The sequence below is a fragment of the Vibrio chagasii genome (genome assembly GCF_024347355.1).
Taxonomy (GTDB): Bacteria; Pseudomonadota; Gammaproteobacteria; order Enterobacterales; family Vibrionaceae; genus Vibrio; species Vibrio chagasii.
Map to the genome: position 1 here is coordinate 1,319,386 of NZ_AP025466.1, position 19,476 is coordinate 1,338,861.

The 19,476-nt window shown below is 43.7% G+C and carries 18 protein-coding genes; 15 read left to right on the top strand and 3 right to left on the bottom strand.

The genetic code is table 11. The annotated features are described in order from the left end of the window. Positions 1 to 50 precede the first annotated feature (50 nt). The 11 genes from OCV52_RS21655 to OCV52_RS21705 all read left to right on the top strand — a co-directional run bounded on the left by OCV52_RS21655 (position 51) and on the right by OCV52_RS21705 (position 13,033). Entirely contained in the window at positions 51 to 1,142 is a 1,092-nt protein-coding gene (locus OCV52_RS21655; protein WP_137408454.1) for an alpha/beta hydrolase, read from the top strand. Between the two features lie 226 nt (positions 1,143 to 1,368). Beyond that, positions 1,369 to 3,051: an LruC domain-containing protein gene (locus OCV52_RS21660; RefSeq protein WP_137408453.1), complete on the top strand. Its 1,683-nt coding sequence runs from the start codon at positions 1,369 to 1,371 to the stop codon at positions 3,049 to 3,051. 9 nt (positions 3,052 to 3,060) lie between these two features. Then, positions 3,061 to 3,570, top strand: coding sequence for a hypothetical protein (locus OCV52_RS21665; RefSeq protein WP_102425773.1), 510 nt, complete (start codon positions 3,061 to 3,063; stop codon positions 3,568 to 3,570). A 401-nt stretch (positions 3,571 to 3,971) separates the two neighbouring features. Continuing rightward, positions 3,972 to 4,574, top strand: coding sequence for a transcriptional regulator BetI (betI, locus tag OCV52_RS21670; RefSeq protein WP_061031994.1), 603 nt, complete (start codon positions 3,972 to 3,974; stop codon positions 4,572 to 4,574). A 104-nt stretch (positions 4,575 to 4,678) separates the two neighbouring features. Continuing rightward, positions 4,679 to 6,139: a betaine-aldehyde dehydrogenase gene (gene betB / locus OCV52_RS21675; RefSeq protein WP_137408452.1), complete on the top strand. Its 1,461-nt coding sequence runs from the start codon at positions 4,679 to 4,681 to the stop codon at positions 6,137 to 6,139. A 71-nt stretch (positions 6,140 to 6,210) separates the two neighbouring features. Beyond that, the gene (betA, locus tag OCV52_RS21680) at positions 6,211 to 7,914 is read left to right on the top strand and encodes a choline dehydrogenase (protein WP_137408451.1); all 1,704 of its coding nucleotides are present in this window, start codon (positions 6,211 to 6,213) and stop codon (positions 7,912 to 7,914) included. 112 nt (positions 7,915 to 8,026) lie between these two features. Next, positions 8,027 to 8,998: a choline ABC transporter substrate-binding protein gene (locus tag OCV52_RS21685; RefSeq protein ID WP_137408450.1), complete on the top strand. Its 972-nt coding sequence runs from the start codon at positions 8,027 to 8,029 to the stop codon at positions 8,996 to 8,998. Between the two features lie 76 nt (positions 8,999 to 9,074). Further along, positions 9,075 to 9,917, top strand: a complete 843-nt coding sequence (gene choW, locus OCV52_RS21690; RefSeq protein ID WP_004736863.1) for a choline ABC transporter permease subunit — start codon at positions 9,075 to 9,077, stop codon at positions 9,915 to 9,917. Between the two features lie 2 nt (positions 9,918 to 9,919). Next, positions 9,920 to 11,134, top strand: coding sequence for a choline ABC transporter ATP-binding protein (choV, locus tag OCV52_RS21695; protein ID WP_137408449.1), 1,215 nt, complete (start codon positions 9,920 to 9,922; stop codon positions 11,132 to 11,134). 353 nt (positions 11,135 to 11,487) lie between these two features. Then, complete coding sequence (locus tag OCV52_RS21700; protein ID WP_004736861.1) at positions 11,488 to 11,970, top strand: MarR family winged helix-turn-helix transcriptional regulator; 483 nt, start codon at positions 11,488 to 11,490, stop codon at positions 11,968 to 11,970. 406 nt (positions 11,971 to 12,376) lie between these two features. After that, positions 12,377 to 13,033, top strand: a complete 657-nt coding sequence (locus tag OCV52_RS21705) for a Qnr family pentapeptide repeat protein (RefSeq protein ID WP_137408448.1) — start codon at positions 12,377 to 12,379, stop codon at positions 13,031 to 13,033. Positions 13,034 to 13,373: 340 nt separating this feature from the next. Here OCV52_RS21705 and OCV52_RS21710 read toward each other — a convergent pair whose 3' ends face one another. After that, complete coding sequence (locus tag OCV52_RS21710; protein WP_137408447.1) at positions 13,374 to 14,486, bottom strand: linear amide C-N hydrolase; 1,113 nt, start codon at positions 14,484 to 14,486, stop codon at positions 13,374 to 13,376. Between the two features lie 417 nt (positions 14,487 to 14,903). Between OCV52_RS21710 and OCV52_RS21715 the strand changes: the two genes are divergently transcribed. Both OCV52_RS21715 and OCV52_RS21720 read left to right on the top strand, forming a co-directional pair. After that, the gene (locus OCV52_RS21715) at positions 14,904 to 15,173 is read left to right on the top strand and encodes a winged helix-turn-helix transcriptional regulator (RefSeq protein WP_004736858.1); all 270 of its coding nucleotides are present in this window, start codon (positions 14,904 to 14,906) and stop codon (positions 15,171 to 15,173) included. Positions 15,174 to 15,245: 72 nt separating this feature from the next. Next, positions 15,246 to 15,533: a YciI family protein gene (locus OCV52_RS21720; protein WP_008216064.1), complete on the top strand. Its 288-nt coding sequence runs from the start codon at positions 15,246 to 15,248 to the stop codon at positions 15,531 to 15,533. Between the two features lie 211 nt (positions 15,534 to 15,744). Here the strand turns inward: OCV52_RS21720 and mrdA are convergent, their stop codons facing one another. After that, positions 15,745 to 17,595: a penicillin-binding protein 2 gene (gene mrdA / locus OCV52_RS21725; protein ID WP_137408446.1), complete on the bottom strand. Its 1,851-nt coding sequence runs from the start codon at positions 17,593 to 17,595 to the stop codon at positions 15,745 to 15,747. 329 nt (positions 17,596 to 17,924) lie between these two features. On the opposite strand from mrdA, the gene OCV52_RS21730 reads away from it, so the two are divergent. Beyond that, the gene (locus OCV52_RS21730) at positions 17,925 to 18,356 is read left to right on the top strand and encodes a GNAT family N-acetyltransferase (RefSeq protein WP_102424726.1); all 432 of its coding nucleotides are present in this window, start codon (positions 17,925 to 17,927) and stop codon (positions 18,354 to 18,356) included. Positions 18,357 to 18,503: 147 nt separating this feature from the next. Here the strand turns inward: OCV52_RS21730 and OCV52_RS21735 are convergent, their stop codons facing one another. Then, a complete protein-coding gene (locus OCV52_RS21735; protein ID WP_102424727.1) occupies positions 18,504 to 18,719 on the bottom strand; it encodes a hypothetical protein in 216 nt (71 codons plus the stop codon). A gap of 448 nt (positions 18,720 to 19,167) precedes the next feature. Between OCV52_RS21735 and OCV52_RS21740 the strand changes: the two genes are divergently transcribed. Then, positions 19,168 to 19,428 (top strand): DUF5062 family protein, encoded by a 261-nt coding sequence (locus OCV52_RS21740; protein ID WP_017072477.1) that lies wholly within the window; start codon positions 19,168 to 19,170, stop codon positions 19,426 to 19,428. The last annotated feature ends 48 nt before the right edge of the window (positions 19,429 to 19,476 follow it).

Below are 19,476 nucleotides of genomic sequence, written 5' to 3' on the forward strand. Positions count from 1 at the left end.
TGAAGTCTAAATAATAGAATTTCCCCATCTTACGTTTGGGGAATCATTGCATGAAGTACTATCGAAACGCGTTGTTGGCATTACCATTAATCCTGTTAGCTGGATGCCAGTCTGGCTCCAACACAATGAAGAAACAATTACCTCAACCCAAAGCCGATTACGTGTTCTCATCGGCCAAGCTAGGAGAGTTGTATCAAGAGCGAGAAGAGATCCAAGAAGCCTTCATACTGAATTACGATGGTGTGCAGTACGAGAAAGTGATGTTTGCCGAGGACATAAGTGAGCAGAAGAAAGTCATCAGGCTTGTCGACCGACTGGGTCAAACCATTGACGTGTATTTCCCCGATGCTGGAGTTGATACCTGTGGCGTTTACAAGGAAGGCAACTTCTATGATGCGTTTGAGTGCAATGCTGCACAGCGCTCAGTGTCGAATGAAACCACGTTAATCCAAACGACAACTAGTGACAGAAAACAGCCTATTGAATTTGAGTTCTATACCGAAGCGTTAGATTACGTGACAACGCTAGGCTCTACGGTTCTAAACCGCTCTCTACAAGATAACAAAGTCACGGTTACCACTTCGTTCGCTTTTCAAGCCTTTTACCGAGATAGATTTAATGAGCCCGGTGTTGGTGAGCGCATTGACTCAACGTTAGGCGTATCAACCTATTCTCAGCTGTTTGATATTGTGAAGTTATCTCAAGGCCGAGATATGACATTAAAGTTCGATAATCATATTGGGGGGAGTGGCGATGATGAAATCAACATGTACACCGGACGCATGATCCATAGCAATAAGATGACAACCATCGTGACTCCAAGAGGGTCGGTTTTCTCGGGTGGTACGGACTTATTCGCAGCGGGTTACCCACGTATTTTACAACGTGCAGACACCAGTAAAGCCATTGAACAGAATAAGCAGGTTGGTGTGCATAGTTGGGCTGAGGGAGATAAAACCGCGAAAGAATTTCCTTACACTAACGAGAGCCATCGCAGCCAAGCGACTTACTTTAAGAAGGTGATGGGAGACAAAGGGATCGCTTTTTATATGTTTACCCTAAATTCAGCCCCAGCTTCTGGTGAGTATTGGATGACGAAAGCGGACTCTGATAAATACAGTTTCATTACCCGTATTGAGTAAGTTTGGGGACGACAACTGATCATTCTCCACCGATTGCTAAAGGTTGATAGTGGCTTTGTCATTATCAACCTTTTTTGTGGTTTTTGTTTCCATTTCAACTTCATTCTCAAATTGAGAAAAATGAATAGCTCGAATATAAATCTTTGTTATGAAAGAATTTATTTTTCGGCACTATACTTGCTCCTCTCCTCTTTACACGTTTCAGGCTAGTGAAAGAGGGAACAGAATGAAAAATTGGAATTCAGTCATACTGCCGAGTTGCTTGGTGCCATGTGTCGCGATGGCGTTGACCACGGCGGATCTAACGTTTGAATCTGGCGCGGATGCGTCCAACTATTCAGCAAAAGGTAAACCTAATAATACGTATTCGGTGTCAGCATCACTGCCCCAAGACGTGCTAACCAACGTCTATTCGATGTTGCCTGAAGGTACCACCGTCAACAGCGCTTTTATTGCCCCTGAGCGCTACTCGAGCATCGACATTGATGATGAGTTGGACGGTGCAGAGTACGCCACAGCCACAATCACTTTTTTGAACGAAGGGGCGGGTTACCGTAACACTCTTGGTTACTTCGTTTTTGATACCAATAACCCTCCAGCTACTAAAGACGATATCAACGCACACGTCGTGGTGTTTCCTAATACGTCCGTTGCTGATGTTGGGGAAATGCAAGAAGGGGACTCCATCGATCTCAGTGTCCAGCTTACGGCAGGTCAAACATTAGCCTTTTTTATCATCTCGAATGGTTGGGGCTGGGAAGGATCTTATAACAACATCCCGTGGCTTGGTGGCTGGGGCACACCTTTCTACAGCTATCCAGCGCTTAACCCTGAGGCGTCAGCTGACAATAGAAGACATAATGTTGCTTTCCTGGATACAGAGAATGAGTTTTTGGTACTTGGCTTTGAGGATATTTATCGTCCAACGGGAGACAACGATTTTAATGATTTGATCTTTACTGTTGAAGTTACGCCATTTATTGCTGTTGATGGGGTTAACGAAGATGGCACAACAGACTCAAAATATGAGGTGCTTGTCCAAGAGAACAATGAAGATGTGACAGTGACAACCGTCTACCCAAGTTCGAACAGCTACGCAACGATCGCCTTTGAGGATAACTGGCCACTAAAAGGTGACTACGACTTCAATGATGTGGTTTGGCGCTACAAAGTGACGGAGCAGCTCAATGGTCAACGAGAACTTAAAAACTTGACCGTAGATTACACTCTTCAAGCGATGGGGGCAGGCTACTCGAATGGTTATGCAGTGAAACTACCGAATGTTTTACCTGCGAACGTGGCATCTACCACACTCACTCGTAATGGCGTTGCCGTTGGTCACACGATTTTACAAGCGGGAGACAGTGAGACGATATTGATGGTGTCAGAAAATCTAAGAGAGGATCTGGAAAACTTAGGTGAACTAACAGAGAGCTGTGTTTTCTACCGAACCCAAAGTGCGTGTTCTGGGGTACAAAACGCTGACGTGCTTAACTACCAACTGTACGTGGAATTTACTACACCAGTATCACGTGATGATATAGGTTACCCACCTTATGACTCGTTTATCTTTGGAGCTGATGGTACTTATCACGGTGACTTCGTTGCGACCCCACCGGGTATGACGTGGCAAACTCACTTAAAAGAGTTTTCAGGTACAAGTGATATGAATGACACCTTGTTCAACAGTCATGATGATAGCTCTTCAGGCTCTGAGTCGTTCAAAACCAGCAATAACATGCCATGGGTTATTAATATTCGAGACGAATGGGATCACCCTGTAGAACTGGTTGATATCAGTGATGCCTATACGTCATTCCCTACATGGGTAACCAGCAGCGGTGAAACTGATGGTGAATGGTATAAAGCACCGACCACTAACAAAGTTATATCAGCGACGGATGAGTAGGAGAGCAGCATGAATAAGATCAGCAAATTAATCACCATGACATCCTTCTCACTCATAGTCAGTGCTTGTGGCGGCGGTGGAGGAGGTGGCGGTGGTAACACGAGTGCATCACCTGCACAGACTCCAGATGCGACACCGTCTCCAACGCCTGCTCAACTGCCTGCGTCAGCAATCCAACCAGCCGCGATCAGTACGTCTGACATTGTGGCGCCTGTTGGTTTCTCATTTGATATTGGGGAGAAGATCAGCTTGTCAATGGATTACACGGGAACGACGGCAGGGGCTCTTCATTTGTACTCTGAGTCAGCATTTGTCATGAGTAATGGTGATGTTGTTGCGGAGCCTACTTCTCGAATCACAACCGTTTATCCAACACACACCGATGTCGTAGAGTTAGAAGTCAATGGTAACTGGGAGCAGATCTATGCTCGTTGGGTGCCAATGAGTAGTAAGGAGCAAGAACAGAGCTGGGTGATCACACTTGATCAGTCGAGCAATAGTTACCATTTGGCTTTCTAGTAACGTGTCGCTTATCGACAAAATATTGAGCGATAGTATCTCCAACGTAAAGTACCCAAATATTTGGGTACTTTTATTTTTCACCTGCTTTCCCTTCCTTTATTCCAAAGAAAAATAGAGCTGAAAAGAGGGCTCTCTCATTTAGTAAGCCCACCTCCTCTTCTGCTTAAAACTTAGGCGTTTTAATCAATATCTGTTGAGCCATAACCATCATAGTTCAAACTTATAATGATTTTGATTAGTGCTCTAAATTAATGTTAAGTAGTTGTTTTTATTGTTATTTCTGTTTGAGTTGTGTTGTTTTGTTAACGGTTTGTTTTAAATAATCATTTGAACCCTAACTAAATTTCTGTCATTTTATATTTAACTGAACGTTCAATAAAAAATAAAAGGACTGAGAAATGCCGAAGGTTGGGATGCCTGACATACGTAAACCACAGCTTGTTCAAGCGACCATGACGGTGATTGATCGAGTCGGTTTGCATGCCGCAAGTATTGCGTTGATCAGCAAAGAAGCGGGAGTCTCTACCGGTATTATCAATCACTATTTTGGCGGCAAACATGGCCTGCTTGAAGAAACCATGCGCGAAATTCTTCGCCAACTCTCCAATACCATCACCACCTCATTAAAAGCCCTCCCTGTTGATGCTCACCAACAGAGGATCAATGCGATCATCGATGGCAACTTCGAAGGCTATCAAGCCGAGAATAAGGTCGCGAAGGCGTGGTTGGCGTTTTGGTCTTACTCCATGCATGACGAACAGTTAAAACGATTACAGCGCGTGAATGAAATACGTTTACTCTCGCATTTACGCCTTGAATTGAAAGGTATTTTGGATCATGAACAAGCGGATCTCGTTGCTCACGGGATTGCTTCTCTGATTGATGGTTTATGGCTGAGAGGCACGTTAAACCCTGATGGTATCGATGCTAAGAAAGCCAAAGCCATCATCAATGATTACCTTGATAAACAACTAACGTTCTACTCGTGTCATACCAAGTAGACCACAGTTTAGTCATAGAACAGCACTAGAACGACCAATACTTACAACTAACATTCAAACAAGACCAGCAGAGTCTAATAACAACAACTAAGTCAGAATCTCAAATGGAAATGAACTCGTTATACATTGACGGCGCAGCAGTGAAAGCTACGTCTGGTGAAACCTTTGATAGCATCAACCCTGCAAACGGCGAACCTATTGCCAAGCTGGGGCAAGCCTCTGCAGCGGATATAGATAGCGCTATCGAATCAGCAAAACGTGGCTTCGCAGTGTGGTCTGCAATGACAGCAGTCGAGCGTAGTCGTATTCTTTTGAAGGCGGTAGAAATACTTAGAGCTCGAAATGATGACCTTGCAAAACTTGAGGTTGTTGATACGGGTAAGCCACTACAAGAAGCGATTGAAGTGGACGTAGCCTCTGGCGCGGATGTTATTGAATACTTTGCTGGCCTGGCGCCGACGATGCAAGGTGACCAACAACCGCTTAGCGAATCTCAGTTTTTCTATACACGTCGTGAACCGTTAGGCATTTGTGCGGGCATTGGTGCGTGGAACTATCCAATCCAAATTGCGATGTGGAAATCAGCTCCGGCGCTGGCGGCGGGCAACGCGATGATTTTCAAACCGTCTGAAGAAACCCCTCTCACAGCTCTAAAGCTTGCAGAAATTTTTACCGAAGCTGGCCTTCCTGATGGTGTGTTCAACGTGGTTCAAGGTGACTATCGTGTTGGCCAAATGCTTACGGCTCATCCTGACATCGCTAAAGTGTCTTTCACGGGTGAAACCGGTACGGGTAAAGCAGTGATGGCTGACAGCGCTAAAACGCTGAAATCAGTGACGATGGAGCTTGGTGGAAAATCACCAATGATCGTGTTTGATGACGCAAAACTGGACGACGCGGTTTCGGCTTCTATGGTGGCAAACTTCTATACTCAAGGCGAAGTATGCACCAATGGTACTCGTGTTTATGTGCACGAAAATATTTATGACGCATTCATCGAACAACTCAAAACGCGCACAGAGAAATTGATCATTGGTAATCCAATGGAGATGGAGACTCAGATCGGTGCATTAATTTCTAAAGAGCATCTTTCGAAAGTCCTTGGTGCGATTGAGCTGGCTAAACAGTCTGGCGCAACTTTGTTGACGGGTGGCTACCAAGTAACGGATAACGGCCTCGAAAACGGCAATTTTGTTATTCCAACCGTGTTTGTCGACTGTGATGACTCTATGCCACATGTCCAGCAAGAGATCTTTGGCCCTGTGATGTCGGTGATGAAGTTTACCGACGAAGACGATGTGATTCGCCGTGCTAACGACACCAAATATGGTCTGGCTGCAGGTGTATTCACACAGAACCTTTCTCGCGCACACCGTGTGATTCACCAAATGCAGGCGGGTATTTGTTGGGTAAATACGTGGGGGGATTCACCGGCAGAAATGCCTGTTGGGGGCTACAAACTTTCGGGTATTGGTCGTGAAAACGGACCAGAGACTCTACTTCATTATACGCAGACTAAGAGTATTCTTGTCGAACTTGGCGATTACGCCAGCCCTTATGCCTAACGCGTAACACTCGATTTAACGGGCTAGCGTGAAGAGCTAGCCCAACTGACTCATCTCAGGGAATAGATAACATGGAACAACGCTACGATTATATTATCGTCGGCGCGGGTTCGGCCGGCTGTGTGTTAGCGGATAGGCTAACGGAAAGCGGTGAACATAGCGTTTTATTACTGGAAGCTGGTGGCACGGATAAGAGCATTTTTATCCAGATGCCAACCGCGCTTTCTTACCCAATGAATACTGAAAAGTACGCTTGGCAATTTGAAACCGAGCAGGAACCGGGCCTTGATGGACGTGAGCTGCACTGCCCACGTGGCAAGGTGTTAGGTGGTAGCTCGTCAATCAATGGCATGGTTTACGTGCGTGGCCACGCATGCGACTTCGACCAGTGGGAAGAAGAGGGCGCTGCCGGCTGGAATTACCAAGCGTGTTTGCCTTATTTCCGCCGTGCTGAATCGTGGAATAAAGGCGGTGACGAATACCGTGGTGACAATGGTCCTGTCGGCACATGTAACGGTAACGATATGGCGCTTAACCCACTTTACCAAGCCTTCATCGACGCGGGAAAAGACGCCGGTTACCCAGAAACACAAGACTACAACGGCTACCAGCAAGAAGGCTTTGGCACCATGCATATGACGGTAGATAAGGGTGTTAGAGCCTCAACCTCTAACGCTTATCTGCGTCGCGCATTGAAGCGCCCCAACCTTACGTTGAAAAAAGGCATCGTGGCACGCAAGTTTCTGATCGAGGCTCAATCGGATCAAATCAAGAAAGCAGTCGGTGTTGAGTTCGAAAAGTCTGGTCACGTTCAAACCGCGATGGCGAACAAAGAAGTGATCTCTTCTGCGGGCTCTATCGGTTCTGTTCAACTACTGCAACTGTCAGGTATAGGCCCGAAAGCGGTACTTGAAAAGGCAGGCGTGGAAGTTAAACACGAGTTGAATGGTGTGGGTGAAAACCTTCAAGACCACCTAGAAGTGTACTTTCAATACCACTGTAATGCACCTATCACGCTTAACAGTAAGCTTGGTTTAGTGAGTAAAGGAATGATAGGTGCAGAGTGGATTCTTACTCGCAAAGGCTTAGGTGCAACCAATCACTTTGAATCGTGCGCCTTCATTCGATCTCGTAAAGGATTGAAGTGGCCAAATATTCAATACCACTTCCTACCAGCGGCAATGCGTTACGACGGCCAAGCCGCTTTTGATGGTCATGGCTTCCAAGTACACGTTGGACCTAACAAGCCAGAAAGCCGCGGCACGGTAGCTATCACTTCGGCCGATCCGCATGCTAAGCCAGAGATCATTTTCAACTACATCTCGACCGAGCAAGACCGTCAAGATTGGCGTGATTGTATTCGCCTAACGCGCGAAATTTTGTCGCAACCTGCGATGGATATTTACCGTGGCGAAGAGATTCAGCCGGGCTCGGATGTGACCTCCGATGAAGCGATTGACGAGTGGGTTAAGCAGAATGTTGAAAGTGCTTATCACCCTTCCTGTGGCTGCAAAATGGGTTCAGATAACGACCCAATGGCGGTGCTTGATGAAGAGTGTCGTGTTCGCGGCGTTGATAATCTGCGTGTCGTTGACTCGTCTGTTTTCCCAACCATTCCAAACGGAAACTTAAACGCGCCAACCATCATGGTTGCTGAGCGCGCTTCCGATTTGATTTTGGGGAAACCAATGCTCAAAGAACAAGACGTGCCAGTGTGGATTGCGCCGGAATGGCAAGAAAAGCAAAGAATCAACAAACCAGTCAGGGAAGCGTAACACCCTATGACTAAGTGAAAAACAGCAATAAAAAAAATTAGTTAAAAGTCAGCAAAACTGCCTCTACTGTTTGAGAAGAGGCAGAAAAAAGGAAAGATTAAAAGGAACCATTATGACGACTCTAAACATGCACAACGTGACCACAAAAACGTTAGCCACATTTGCGATTAGCTCATTTGCATTTGCAGCTAACGCTTCCGTTGAACCACAACAATGTGAAAACGTCCGTTTTGCCGATGTCGGTTGGACTGACATTACTGCCACCACAGCTGTCACTACTGAGCTTTTAAAAGGCCTAGGTTACACCACCAAAACCGACCTACTTTCAGTACCTGTAACTTACTCTTCAATGGCTAATGGTGACATCGATGTGTTCCTAGGAAACTGGATGCCGACTATGGAAGGTGACATTGCTAAATACCGCGAAGCGGGCACTGTGGAAACGGTTCGTGCCAACCTTGAAGGTGCGAAATACACACTAGCGGTACCTAAATACGTGTACGACGCGGGGGTTAAAAGCTTCGCAGATCTTGCAAAGCACGCTGACAAGTTCAAAGACCGTATCTACGGCATTGAACCTGGTAATGATGGTAACCGTCTAATCCAATCGATGATCGACTCAGACGCATTCGGTCTAAAAGATTTTAGCCTAGTTGAGTCAAGCGAAGCGGGTATGGTATCGCAAGTATCACGCGCAGCACGCCGTAGCCAATGGATTGTTTACCTTGGTTGGGCACCGCACCCGATGAACAGTAACGTTGAGATGGAATACCTTTCTGGCGGTGATGACTTCTTTGGTCCGAATTACGGGGGCGCGAATGTTTACACCAATGTTCGTTCAAACTACCTATCTGAATGCTCAAACGTCGGTCAGCTTCTGCAAAACCTAGAGTTCACATTAGAGATGGAAAACCAGTTGATGGAAGCGATTTTGAACCAAAATGTGAAGCCAGAGAAAGCGGCTCAGCAATGGTTAAACAGCAATCCACAGGAAGTGGAAGCTTGGTTAGACAACGTAAAAACTCATAAAGGTGAGTCAGCAACTCAAGCGGTTACTGAATACCTAAAGCAAGTAAAAGCATAGTTCTACCTATCTGTTTACCAAAGCTACATAAAGAATAAAGGTGGGCTTCGGCCCGCCAATAATGAAAGGCAATATTGTGAATTTTATTACGGAAAACAAAATCCCTGTCGGACAATGGATGGAAGCTGGTGTTGACTGGTTAACTATCAACGCAGCGGGCTTTTTTGATGCTATTTCTATCTTTTTAGAAACCGTTATTCTGTTTTTAGTCGATGTATTTAAATGGATGCCGCCTGCGCTCCCTATCGTGATTACTGCTGCGATCGCTTGGTATTTACACCGTAAATTGTCGTTGGTGATTTTCGTTGTCGCGGCGCTTCTGACCATTCTCAACCTTGGCTATTGGCAAGAAATGCTGGAAACCTTTGTTCTCGTCTTTGCGGCGACAACGATTTCCGTATTAATTGGCGTACCGGTTGGCATCATGGCAGCGCACCGCCCTTGGTTATATACCTTACTACGCCCCATTCTTGATTTAATGCAGACGGTACCAACGTTTGTCTACCTTATCCCAACTTTGGTTCTATTCGGTTTAGGCATCGTTCCTGGCTTAATCTCAACCATAATTTTTGCTATTGCAGCGCCAATACGTCTGACCTACTTGGGTGTGACTAAGGTGCCAGAAGAGCTGATTGAAGCGGGTAAAGCGTTTGGCGCTAGCCGTATGAAGTTACTCCTCAAAGTGGAATTGCCGGCAGCATTACCAAGCATCATGGCAGGTGTCACTCAGTGCATCATGTTATCGCTTTCTATGGTCGTGATTGCGGCGCTTGTTGGTGCTGACGGGCTTGGTAAACCAGTGGTTCGAGCCTTGAACACAGTGAACATCTCACAAGGTTTTGAAGCGGGACTTGCGATTGTACTCGTTGCTATCATTCTGGATCGCTTGTGCAAAACACCTAACCAGAAGGAGGCTTAATCATGCCTATTTCTCAGGAACAAAAGACAGTGGACGCAATTACGATTAAAAACCTCGATGTCGTTTTTGGTGATAAATCGAAGCAAGCGCTTGAGTTGCTCGACCAAGGCAAAACTCGTCAAGAGATCATTGATGAGACAGGCCAAGTCGTGGGCGTAGACAATGTATCTCTCACGGTTAAAGAGGGCGAAATCTGCGTGCTGATGGGCTTATCGGGCTCAGGGAAATCTTCGTTACTTCGAGCTGTAAACGGCTTGAATGAGATCAGCCGCGGCTCGCTGGCGATTAAAGATGGCGATAAGCAGGTCGATTTAGGTGAACAGTGCGATGAAGCGACACTTCGTCACCTGCGTACCCACCGAGTTTCGATGGTGTTCCAAAAGTTTGCATTGATGCCTTGGTTAACCGTGTTGGATAACGTGGCGTTTGGCCTTGAAATGCAAGGTGTCGCCAAAGATGTTCGTCGTGCTAAGGCGCGTGAACAGCTTGAAATGGTTGGCTTAGCGGAATGGGAAACGAAATTCCCGCATGAGCTTTCTGGTGGTATGCAGCAACGTGTCGGTTTGGCACGAGCGTTTGCCATGGACACTGACATTCTATTGATGGACGAACCGTTCTCAGCGCTTGACCCATTGATTCGTGCACAGCTTCAAGATGAGTTGATCACACTGCAGAACAAGCTAAACAAAACGATTCTGTTCGTCAGCCATGACTTAGACGAAGCGCTGAAGATTGGTAACAACATCGCGATCATGGAATCAGGCAAACTGATTCAACACGGTAAACCTGAAGAGATCGTACTCACACCAAAAACCGAGTACGTGAAGGACTTCGTTGCTCATACTAACCCATTGAATGTACTAAAAGGTCGTTCACTGATGCTACCTTTGGATTCTTTAAAACAAGAAGATGAAAGCTGGCAGATCTGCGATTCAAAAGACCTATGGGTTGAGCAGAGCGAAGGGGAGCTATCTGTAAAAGGTGAATCGGATTTGGCACTTGTCGAGTGGAATGAGTCTGATGATTTAACCGAGATCAGCGGGTCGAGTGTGGTTGTGGTAAGCCCTGAGATTGGCATGCGCGATGCAATTAAGCTCAAGCAGATCAGTAACCATCCGATCTTGTTGGTTGAAGATAATCAATTGGTCGGAATCTTGGATAACAGTGAGTTTTACAACGCATTGACGGGGAATTTCCAACTCAATAATGCTGCTTAGTCGTTTGAGTTGAGCACACTCGCTTTTTAATGATAAATAGGTAGTGAAACCTCGCTACCTATCTGACTCTACTCTCTTTTTATTTTTCTCTTGTTCGCGACTTTTCTTTGATGGTTCGCCGCTTAAAACCGTAATATCAGTACTCAAAGTACAAAAGTGTTGTCACGCTCAAACTCAGAGGCATAGAAAAGATTGAGAATAGTATGAACATCAGTACAATGCGGAAAAATTAATGAAGTAATTTATCAATTTACAGTGTAATTCCTGAGCAACTTTAGCTCTATTAATTGGAGTTTCTAATCGCTCGAGCACTGTGAAAACATTCACCGTATATTAGTACAAAGGTCTGCATCTTGGACAAACATGACGAAATCCTGGTCGCTATTCGCCAAATTATTCGCGCTATCGATTTACATTCGAAGAAGCTGAGTAAAGAGTATGGTTTGACTGGCCCTCAATTAATCTTAATGAGAGCAATCCAAGAAATGGGCAACGTGACGATCAAAGAATTGTCTAACCACACCAATGTAAGCCAAGCGACCACCACTACGATCATTGATCGTCTAGAGGTGAATGGCTATGTACAACGTATCCGTAGTGTTGCTGACCGTCGTAAAGTACATGCAAACTTGACCGAAAAAGGTCAAGAGCTGCTAAACAATGCGCCACCACCATTGCAAGATAGCTTCGTTAACAAATTTCAAAACCTTGAGCCGTGGGAGCAAAGCCTGCTGCTTTCTTCGATGCAACGTGTGTCATCTATGATGAACGCGGAAGACATTGATGCCGCTCCAGTTCTTCAGCTTGAAGGTATCGCTAATATCGCGAAAAGCTAGACAACACAACCTGAGAACACGAGTTAAATTCAACCCTCGGTACTTATGAATCGGTTAGCCTCCACGATGGTGAGCTTCACCTATTTTGTTTTTAACTTCTCAGAAAAATTGAGTCTTGTACTTTCCTCCTCGTTAGCCAGGTTTCCTGGCTATTTAAAGCTTACTGATTTTTAAACATGCATCTTTATCTGATGATCAGCTACGTCACAAAACCTTCTGTAAGCCACAAAACTTTTTTCAATATAAGCGCGTTCTATCAACTAAAAACAGCCTGCTTAAATTGCTTATTTGGTGCCTTAAATTGGCTAAAAATGGGTGTTTTAAGTTGCTGTTTTTGTTGGTTTTTAATTTGATGTTTTCTGAAGATCCCAGTGGTAGTCTTAGCTTACTTTCTTTAGGGGGCTAAATGGACACTAATAACAGTACTTACCATCACCACAATTTCGCTCAACAAGATCTGTCTGATATGACTTTCACAGCATGTACCTTCATTCGCTGTGACTTTAGGCGTTGTAACCTACGTGACACGACCTTTATCAATTGTAAGTTCATTGAGCAAGGTTATATCGAAGGGTGCCACTTTGGTATCGCAGATTTGCGTGATGCAAGTTTTCAGAACTGCCATCTCGCCATGGCGAATTTTAGTAACGCCAATTGCTATGGGATTGAGCTACGTGAATGTGACTTGAAAGGGGCTAACTTTACGAGAACAAACTTTGCCAACCAGGTGAGTAATCGTATGTACTTTTGCTCAGCGTATATCACAGGCTGTAACTTGTCGTATGCTAACTTTGAACAGGCTTGTTTAGAAAAATGTGAACTGTTTGAGAACCGTTGGATAGGAACTTACCTTGCAGGAGCTTCATTAAAGGAGTCGGATCTGAGCCGAGGCGTATTCTCTGAAGATGTATGGGGACAGTTCAGTATGCAGGGAGCAAACTTGTGCCACGCTGAATTGGAGGGGTTAGATCCTCGTAAGGTCGACACATCGGGCATTAAAATTGTCGCTTGGCAACAAGAGCAACTGCTTGAAACTATGGGTATTGTGGTGATGCCTGATTAATAGGGTTAGCGAAATCTTTGATAAACCGAGAAAAGACGGTTGTTTTGCTTCTAACCACTCTGGCTGCACATGGTTTATACCTGCTTTATCTATGAAACTTATCTTGTGAGAGTTTTAGGTAAGATGTTGATTTTAATAGTCAAAGCAAGATTAAAATAAGGCACTTTCCTAGCAGGAAAGTGCCTTGCTCTTATCGGTTGAGTGCTTTACGTACTCACAATCTCTTCACCGACTTTGGCCCAGTTCGAACTAACCTCTAAGCTAAATCACGCCCTAATCTTTGATAGGCACCCACGTTCTTCTGAAGCTTGAAGCCTTGCTAAGTGTGGCGTAGTCAAAGTTATATGGCACAGAATGGTTGGTTTTTATTAATGTTTGTACAAGGCTGAGATTCTCGTTTGTTCGTGTTACGCCCCAATTCAACCACTTGTTTACCATTGACATCAAACATCGAGAAATCGTATGTCTCAACTTGATCTGTGTCCCATCGGTCTAGCTTGAGTGTTTTATTCTTTAAGTCTACTTGCGAAACCCATAAAGTTGGAAAGTTCGCGTCATAGGCGACGTCCCATTTTGTATACCCGCTACGCATCTCATGAGCAACACCTTCAATAATATTACTTAATTGTTTGTTGCCGCGGATACCAAAACGCTCTTCATACGCTTTTACTTCCTTAAGAGCATATTGAGCACGATAACGACGATCTATAGAGTTGATTGAAGCCGTTGGGAAGCGCTTTTCACTTAATAATTCTCTGTCCATTTCTGTCATAGTATCAAACGTTGGGTTGTTTGAAATGACATCTAAAGAACCTGTTCCTCGGTAGAGTTTCTTTTCACCATTTACCATTTCAACAAGGACAGTCTCACCAGAGTTATCAGCAAAAATGAAGTGAGCCAAGAAGTGGTTTACAGTTGTATTCGCATCATACAGACCAGGTACGCCACCAAGTTTTTGGTCACGGATGTTTGTGTTATTGATAATAGATTCTACTTCATCAAGGCTTTTTGCATTCGCAATAACGTATTGCACGAATCGCTGACCATCGATGTCTTGATTACCTTTTACTCGCGCTTTTTCATCTTGCCAGTCTGTATTGAGATAATGAATTTGACCAAGAACACCATGCTCGTTGATTGCTTCTGTGACAAACTCTGCGTCGAAGCTTGCAATCTCAATCATGGCATGTTTTGACTTGTAAACTTGATGGGCTCCCCCTGATTTGTTGAGGTCGACACCGTATACCGTGGGTGCTCGTGTATCAAGGACAGTTCCTCTCGGTACACCGCGCACAACACCTTGATCGTAACCTTCCCAGTCCATTGAACGTGTGACCATCGTCGTATCTAAAGTATCCGAGTGGTACAAAGCTCGTGTACAAGCTTGTGCTGTACCAGAAATGGCTCCAACCGTTGTGGCAACTAGGGTGAGTGTTAATAATTGTTTTTTCATGATTTAAGTAACCTAAAAGATAAGTTCGTATGTGTCGAATGCTAGGTGTTATGCGCTATATATGTCATTGGCTGATAGAATTTTGCACTCTTCAGAGTTGTGGTTAATTCAACTTTTATTTCTCAGAAAACATATAACAATAACTTGTTAAATAACCTTTGTTTCTATGTTGGATATTATGCAATCTTGAGCATATAAATTCAACTGACTCTCAATAAGTTAGAGGAGAGATTCATTTGCTAAAGCTTTGAAGGTAATTACCTCAATCAAGGCGTCATTTTTTTGCTATTAAAAACATAGCAAGTTAAATTATATCCGATTATACTCAGACACGTTTTTGATAGCGGAGGAACCTCAATGACTCATTTTAGTTGTCTCGGTAAGCCAGTTCGCGGCTCAGAGTCAGGAATCCCTATCATGGCATTATTTGACTTGCTGGGGAGACGTTGGGCTATGGGAGTTCTTTGGCAGCTATGTTCAGGTGGTCCCTGTACATTCCGTGAATTGCAGGATCGCTGTGAATCAATTTCTCCTGCCGTTTTAAATTCAAGAATTAAAGACTTAAGACAGGCAAAGTTACTTGAACGCGGAGAGGGGGGGTATCAACCTACGGATTTAGGAAAGCAAATCATCTCATCCCTTCATCCTTTAAAAGATTTAGCTGAACAATGGGTTGAAACACTCTAAGACGGAGAGTGAAAAGTGAATACTAAAAAAATTGCCTATGAAGCTATACAGTAACCTGAACGAGGAGCCATCATGTTTATTGTATCTTTAAATTATATTGGTAAATTATCAGAAGTTGATAAGTATCTTGAGGATCATATTGATTATCTGAATAAATACTACGAGCTGGGTATTTTTATTGCTTCCGGCAGGAAAGTGCCTCGTACTGGTGGGGTTATCCTTGCACAGGCGAAGGACCGCACTGCACTAGAAGGTATATTAAATCATGACCCTTTTATCATTTACAACCTTGCCGATTACGAGTTAACAGAGTTTATCCCAAGCAAGATGGTTCCTGAGCTTGCTTCGTTAATCAATTGACACTCAATGTTAATCTAAATGGAGCAAGATCAGTGAGTGGGCTTAGTTTCAAGCTCGTTGGTCTACGGAAACCTTTCGCACGATATCTATGTTTTAAGAATATTCTAATCCAAAAATTTATGTGCAACACACTATTACCAGAGCAGGGACTGGTAGTAGCCTAGTTACGTGTTGTCGCCTAAGTTAGATTATCGTTTTAATTTTACTTGTTTTATTTGATTAATACTTGGTCAAAGATTTTCTTAACGATGGGCGCACTATTGAAAGAACCGCCACCGGCATTTTCGAGGATTACTGTTACTACGATCTCCGGCTCTTCATAAGGGGCAAAGCCAGTAAACAACGCTAAATCTCTTAGATGTTCGGGAGTATTATCAGCATCGTACTCTTCGTTTTCTGCCAACCCGAAGACCTGGCTCGTGCCAGACTTCCCTGCGCTTTTATAGAGAGCGTTTCGAAATACTTTTCTAGAGGTGCCATTTTTACCATGATTTACTAGGTACATACCGTATCTAGCAAGTTCCCAGTAGTTTGATGGAACTCCTTGGATCGGCGGGGACTCGACTAGCTTATTTTTAGTCGAATCATTTTGATTCGATAAACTGTCGAGCAACTGGAGCGGCTTTTTCCGACCATTATTGACTAAAATTGAGGTGGCATTGGCTATCTGAATGGGAGTTGCTGTCCAGTAACCTTGCCCTATACCTATAGGTATGGTGTCGCCGATATACCAAGGCTTGTTAAAGCGATTCCGTTTCCACGCTCTAGTCGGCATGTTAGCTGACGTTTCCTCGAATATATCGATCCCGGTACTTTCGCCAAAGCCAAACATCATCATCCAGTTGGAGAGTGAGTCAATACCCATGTCGTATGCAATCTGATAGAAGAAGGTATTGACGGACTGTTCGATAGATTGAGTCACATCTACGTTACCATGCCCCCACTTTAGCCAATCGCGAAATGCACGAGTACTGCTGTTAGGGACTCGCCATGCGCCAACGCTTCGAACTTTGGTTCTCGGTGTTATGCTCCTTTCTTTTAAGGCTGCTACAGCAATAAATGGCTTAATAGTAGAGCCTGGAGAATAGGTGCCTAACGTAGCGCGGTTGATTAGTGGCCTATTCCTGTTGGTCAACAATGCTTTGTAGTCATGGTTAGATATACCTCCGACAAAGGCATTAGGGTCATAGCTAGGGCTAGACACCATCGCTAAAACACCGTTATCGTGAGGGTCTACCACTACTGCGGCTCCTTTGCGGCCTCCAAGCAGTTTATGTATATAAGATTGAAGTTCAACATCGATATTGAGGGTAATATCTTGTCCAGAGACTGGGGGGACGTATTTGAGCGTTCGTATGACGCGACCACGACTGTTTACTTCGACTTCTTGATAGCCTACTTTTCCATGTAGTACATCTTCATAATACCGTTCAATGCCAATTTTTCCGATGTTCCTAGTGGCTTTATAGTTGTGGTCTTTCCCTTCAGTGATGAGACGATTTAGGTCTGACTGGTTCAAGCGTGCAACATAGCCGAGCGAGTGTGTCAAAATATCAGCATAAGGATAATGTCTTTTTAGCGTTGCCATAACATCCACACCCGGATATTTATAACGATTTACCGAGAACCTAGCGACTTGTTCGTCATTAAGGTTGTCTAACAGAGGTATTGAACTAAAACGTCGTGCTCGCTTGAGGTTTTTTTTAAATCTCTCCTCTTGCTCTTGGGATATATCGATGATTCCACGTAGTTTCTCGATCGTTTCAGATATGTTTTCTATCTTTTCTGGTACTAGCTCTAAGCTAAATACTGGTACGTTCTCGGCTAAAATGATGCCGTTACGATCATAAATCAGGCCTCTGGTAGGGGGGACGGGGATGATTTTGATACGATTTGAATTAGAACGCGTTTGATAGTACTCATGTTGTGTCACCTGTAGGCAGTATATGTTTAGAACCAACAGTCCTGCTAGTAACACAATACATATAAAAGCAAACACCGCCCGACTTCTGAATAATCTAGCTTCTAGCTTATGATCTCGAAATTTGTTTCTTCTTCGCATTTATCATTGTCCTTCAACATGGCGGTGTTGAATTGACCATAAATGTAAACACAGATGATTTCGCTCACAAAAACATTCATTAAATGACTGACTGGGTGGGCATAACATATCTTTTTCTACTGCTTTGTTCGCTTTTTAGGGAAAGGAGGCTTGCATGATGATATGGATCGTATTGCGTATGTCAATTACAAGGCTATTTTTTGGGGGGTAAGGGACGTGTTTTCATCCGAGGATCTCCTACAGACATCATTGGCTCACTTAATGGTTTAGGCTTAATATACGTCTTCGCAGCTTCACATGTTTATATTCAGTTTAATCTAGAGAAAATTATGACTATAGAAAATGTGCTTCCTGAAGATTATGCAGAAATGCTTAAGGTTTGGGAGAATTCAGTCCGAGCTACTCATGACTTTATTACAGAAGAAGATATTGAGTTTTTTAAACCTATCATCATGGAACATGCGTTCCCTGCGGTTTCTTTGAAATGCGTTAAAAATGAATGTGGTTCGATAGTTGGCTTCGTGGGCGTCCATGATGCAAAAGTCGAGATGCTTTTCGTTTTGAATGAAGTTCGAGGACAAGGAGTAGGTACGGTGTTGTTGCAACATGCGATTGAGCAGTTGGCAGCGACCAAAGTTGACGTGAATGAGCAAAACCCACAAGCGGTAGGCTTCTATCAGCACATGGGGTTCAAAATTGAATCACGCTCACCACTTGATGACATGGGGAAACCATTTCCAATTCTGCATATGACGCTGTAAGACTCGGTTGTCGTATCACTCGGTTGTAATCAACCACAGTCTGTAGAAGAAAAGCCCAAAGCTAATAACTTTGGGCTTTTCCGTATTTGATAGCCAACATTTGATAATGGTTTGAAAAAGATAAATGCTTTGCTATCTCGAATTAGATTAGTGCATACCCGAGCGCATTTTGTCGGCAAGGGCAAAGAACACAAACAGCACAAAACACACCAAAGCAACACAAAGTGAAATTAGTATTGTTGTGGCATCTTTTGTCATTAATGGAACCACGATAGAAGCTAATGCTATCAAGATAACAAGGATATGAACGATTCGTCCGGGGATAGGATTTTTATGACAGAATGAAGCCCATAGGTAACGCATTATTAACACCAGTACAAGATTATTGGGTCTATTTTATTTATTTAATGAGTGTTTTGTAAATAACTTTTCGTTACGGGTGACTGTAAATGTGTTCTAAGTCGACATGGTATAAAACTAGTTAAATAACAGCGGCTTATTATTTATTTATAAAGCTAAAAGTATACAAGTGAAAATAATAGTATTCTGTATCCTTTAGCTTGGTAAGTTCAAATCCGGCAAATTTTTGGTTTCTTGACTGAAGACCTCATTTATTGAGTGTTTTGTTAAGATGTCGTTTGCGTATTGATTTCCGCCCTGTACATGTCAATTAGGCAGGTACCTATTTAGGGGCTGGAATTCGTTTAATGTCATTTATCAAAGAGAGTGTTCGAATTGAGAGCGCGGTAATCTTGTCTTAGATTCAGTTTGGTATACTCAAGGTTCAATCTAAGAAGATGATGGAGATGATATGTCGAAAACCGCGAAGATCATGAATGAAGATAAGCTGGTTAAAAAGGCTCTAGAAGTCGGTTTTAAAATGGCAAAGTTGCAAGGTTTCGATTTGCCGAACTCATCTCAACCAATCAAGGTTAAGGCTGTTTATCTATTTCTTGTTGAAGTAAATCAAATCACTCCGTTACCAGACAGTAAGTTGGATGGTGCAAATATTAAGAAGCGCCTAGCGTTATGGATACACAACGCATTGCCTGACAACGATCCTCTGAAGTAAGCAAAGAGTAATTCGTTTTTATCTTTGAAACCTAGCGACTACTCGCTA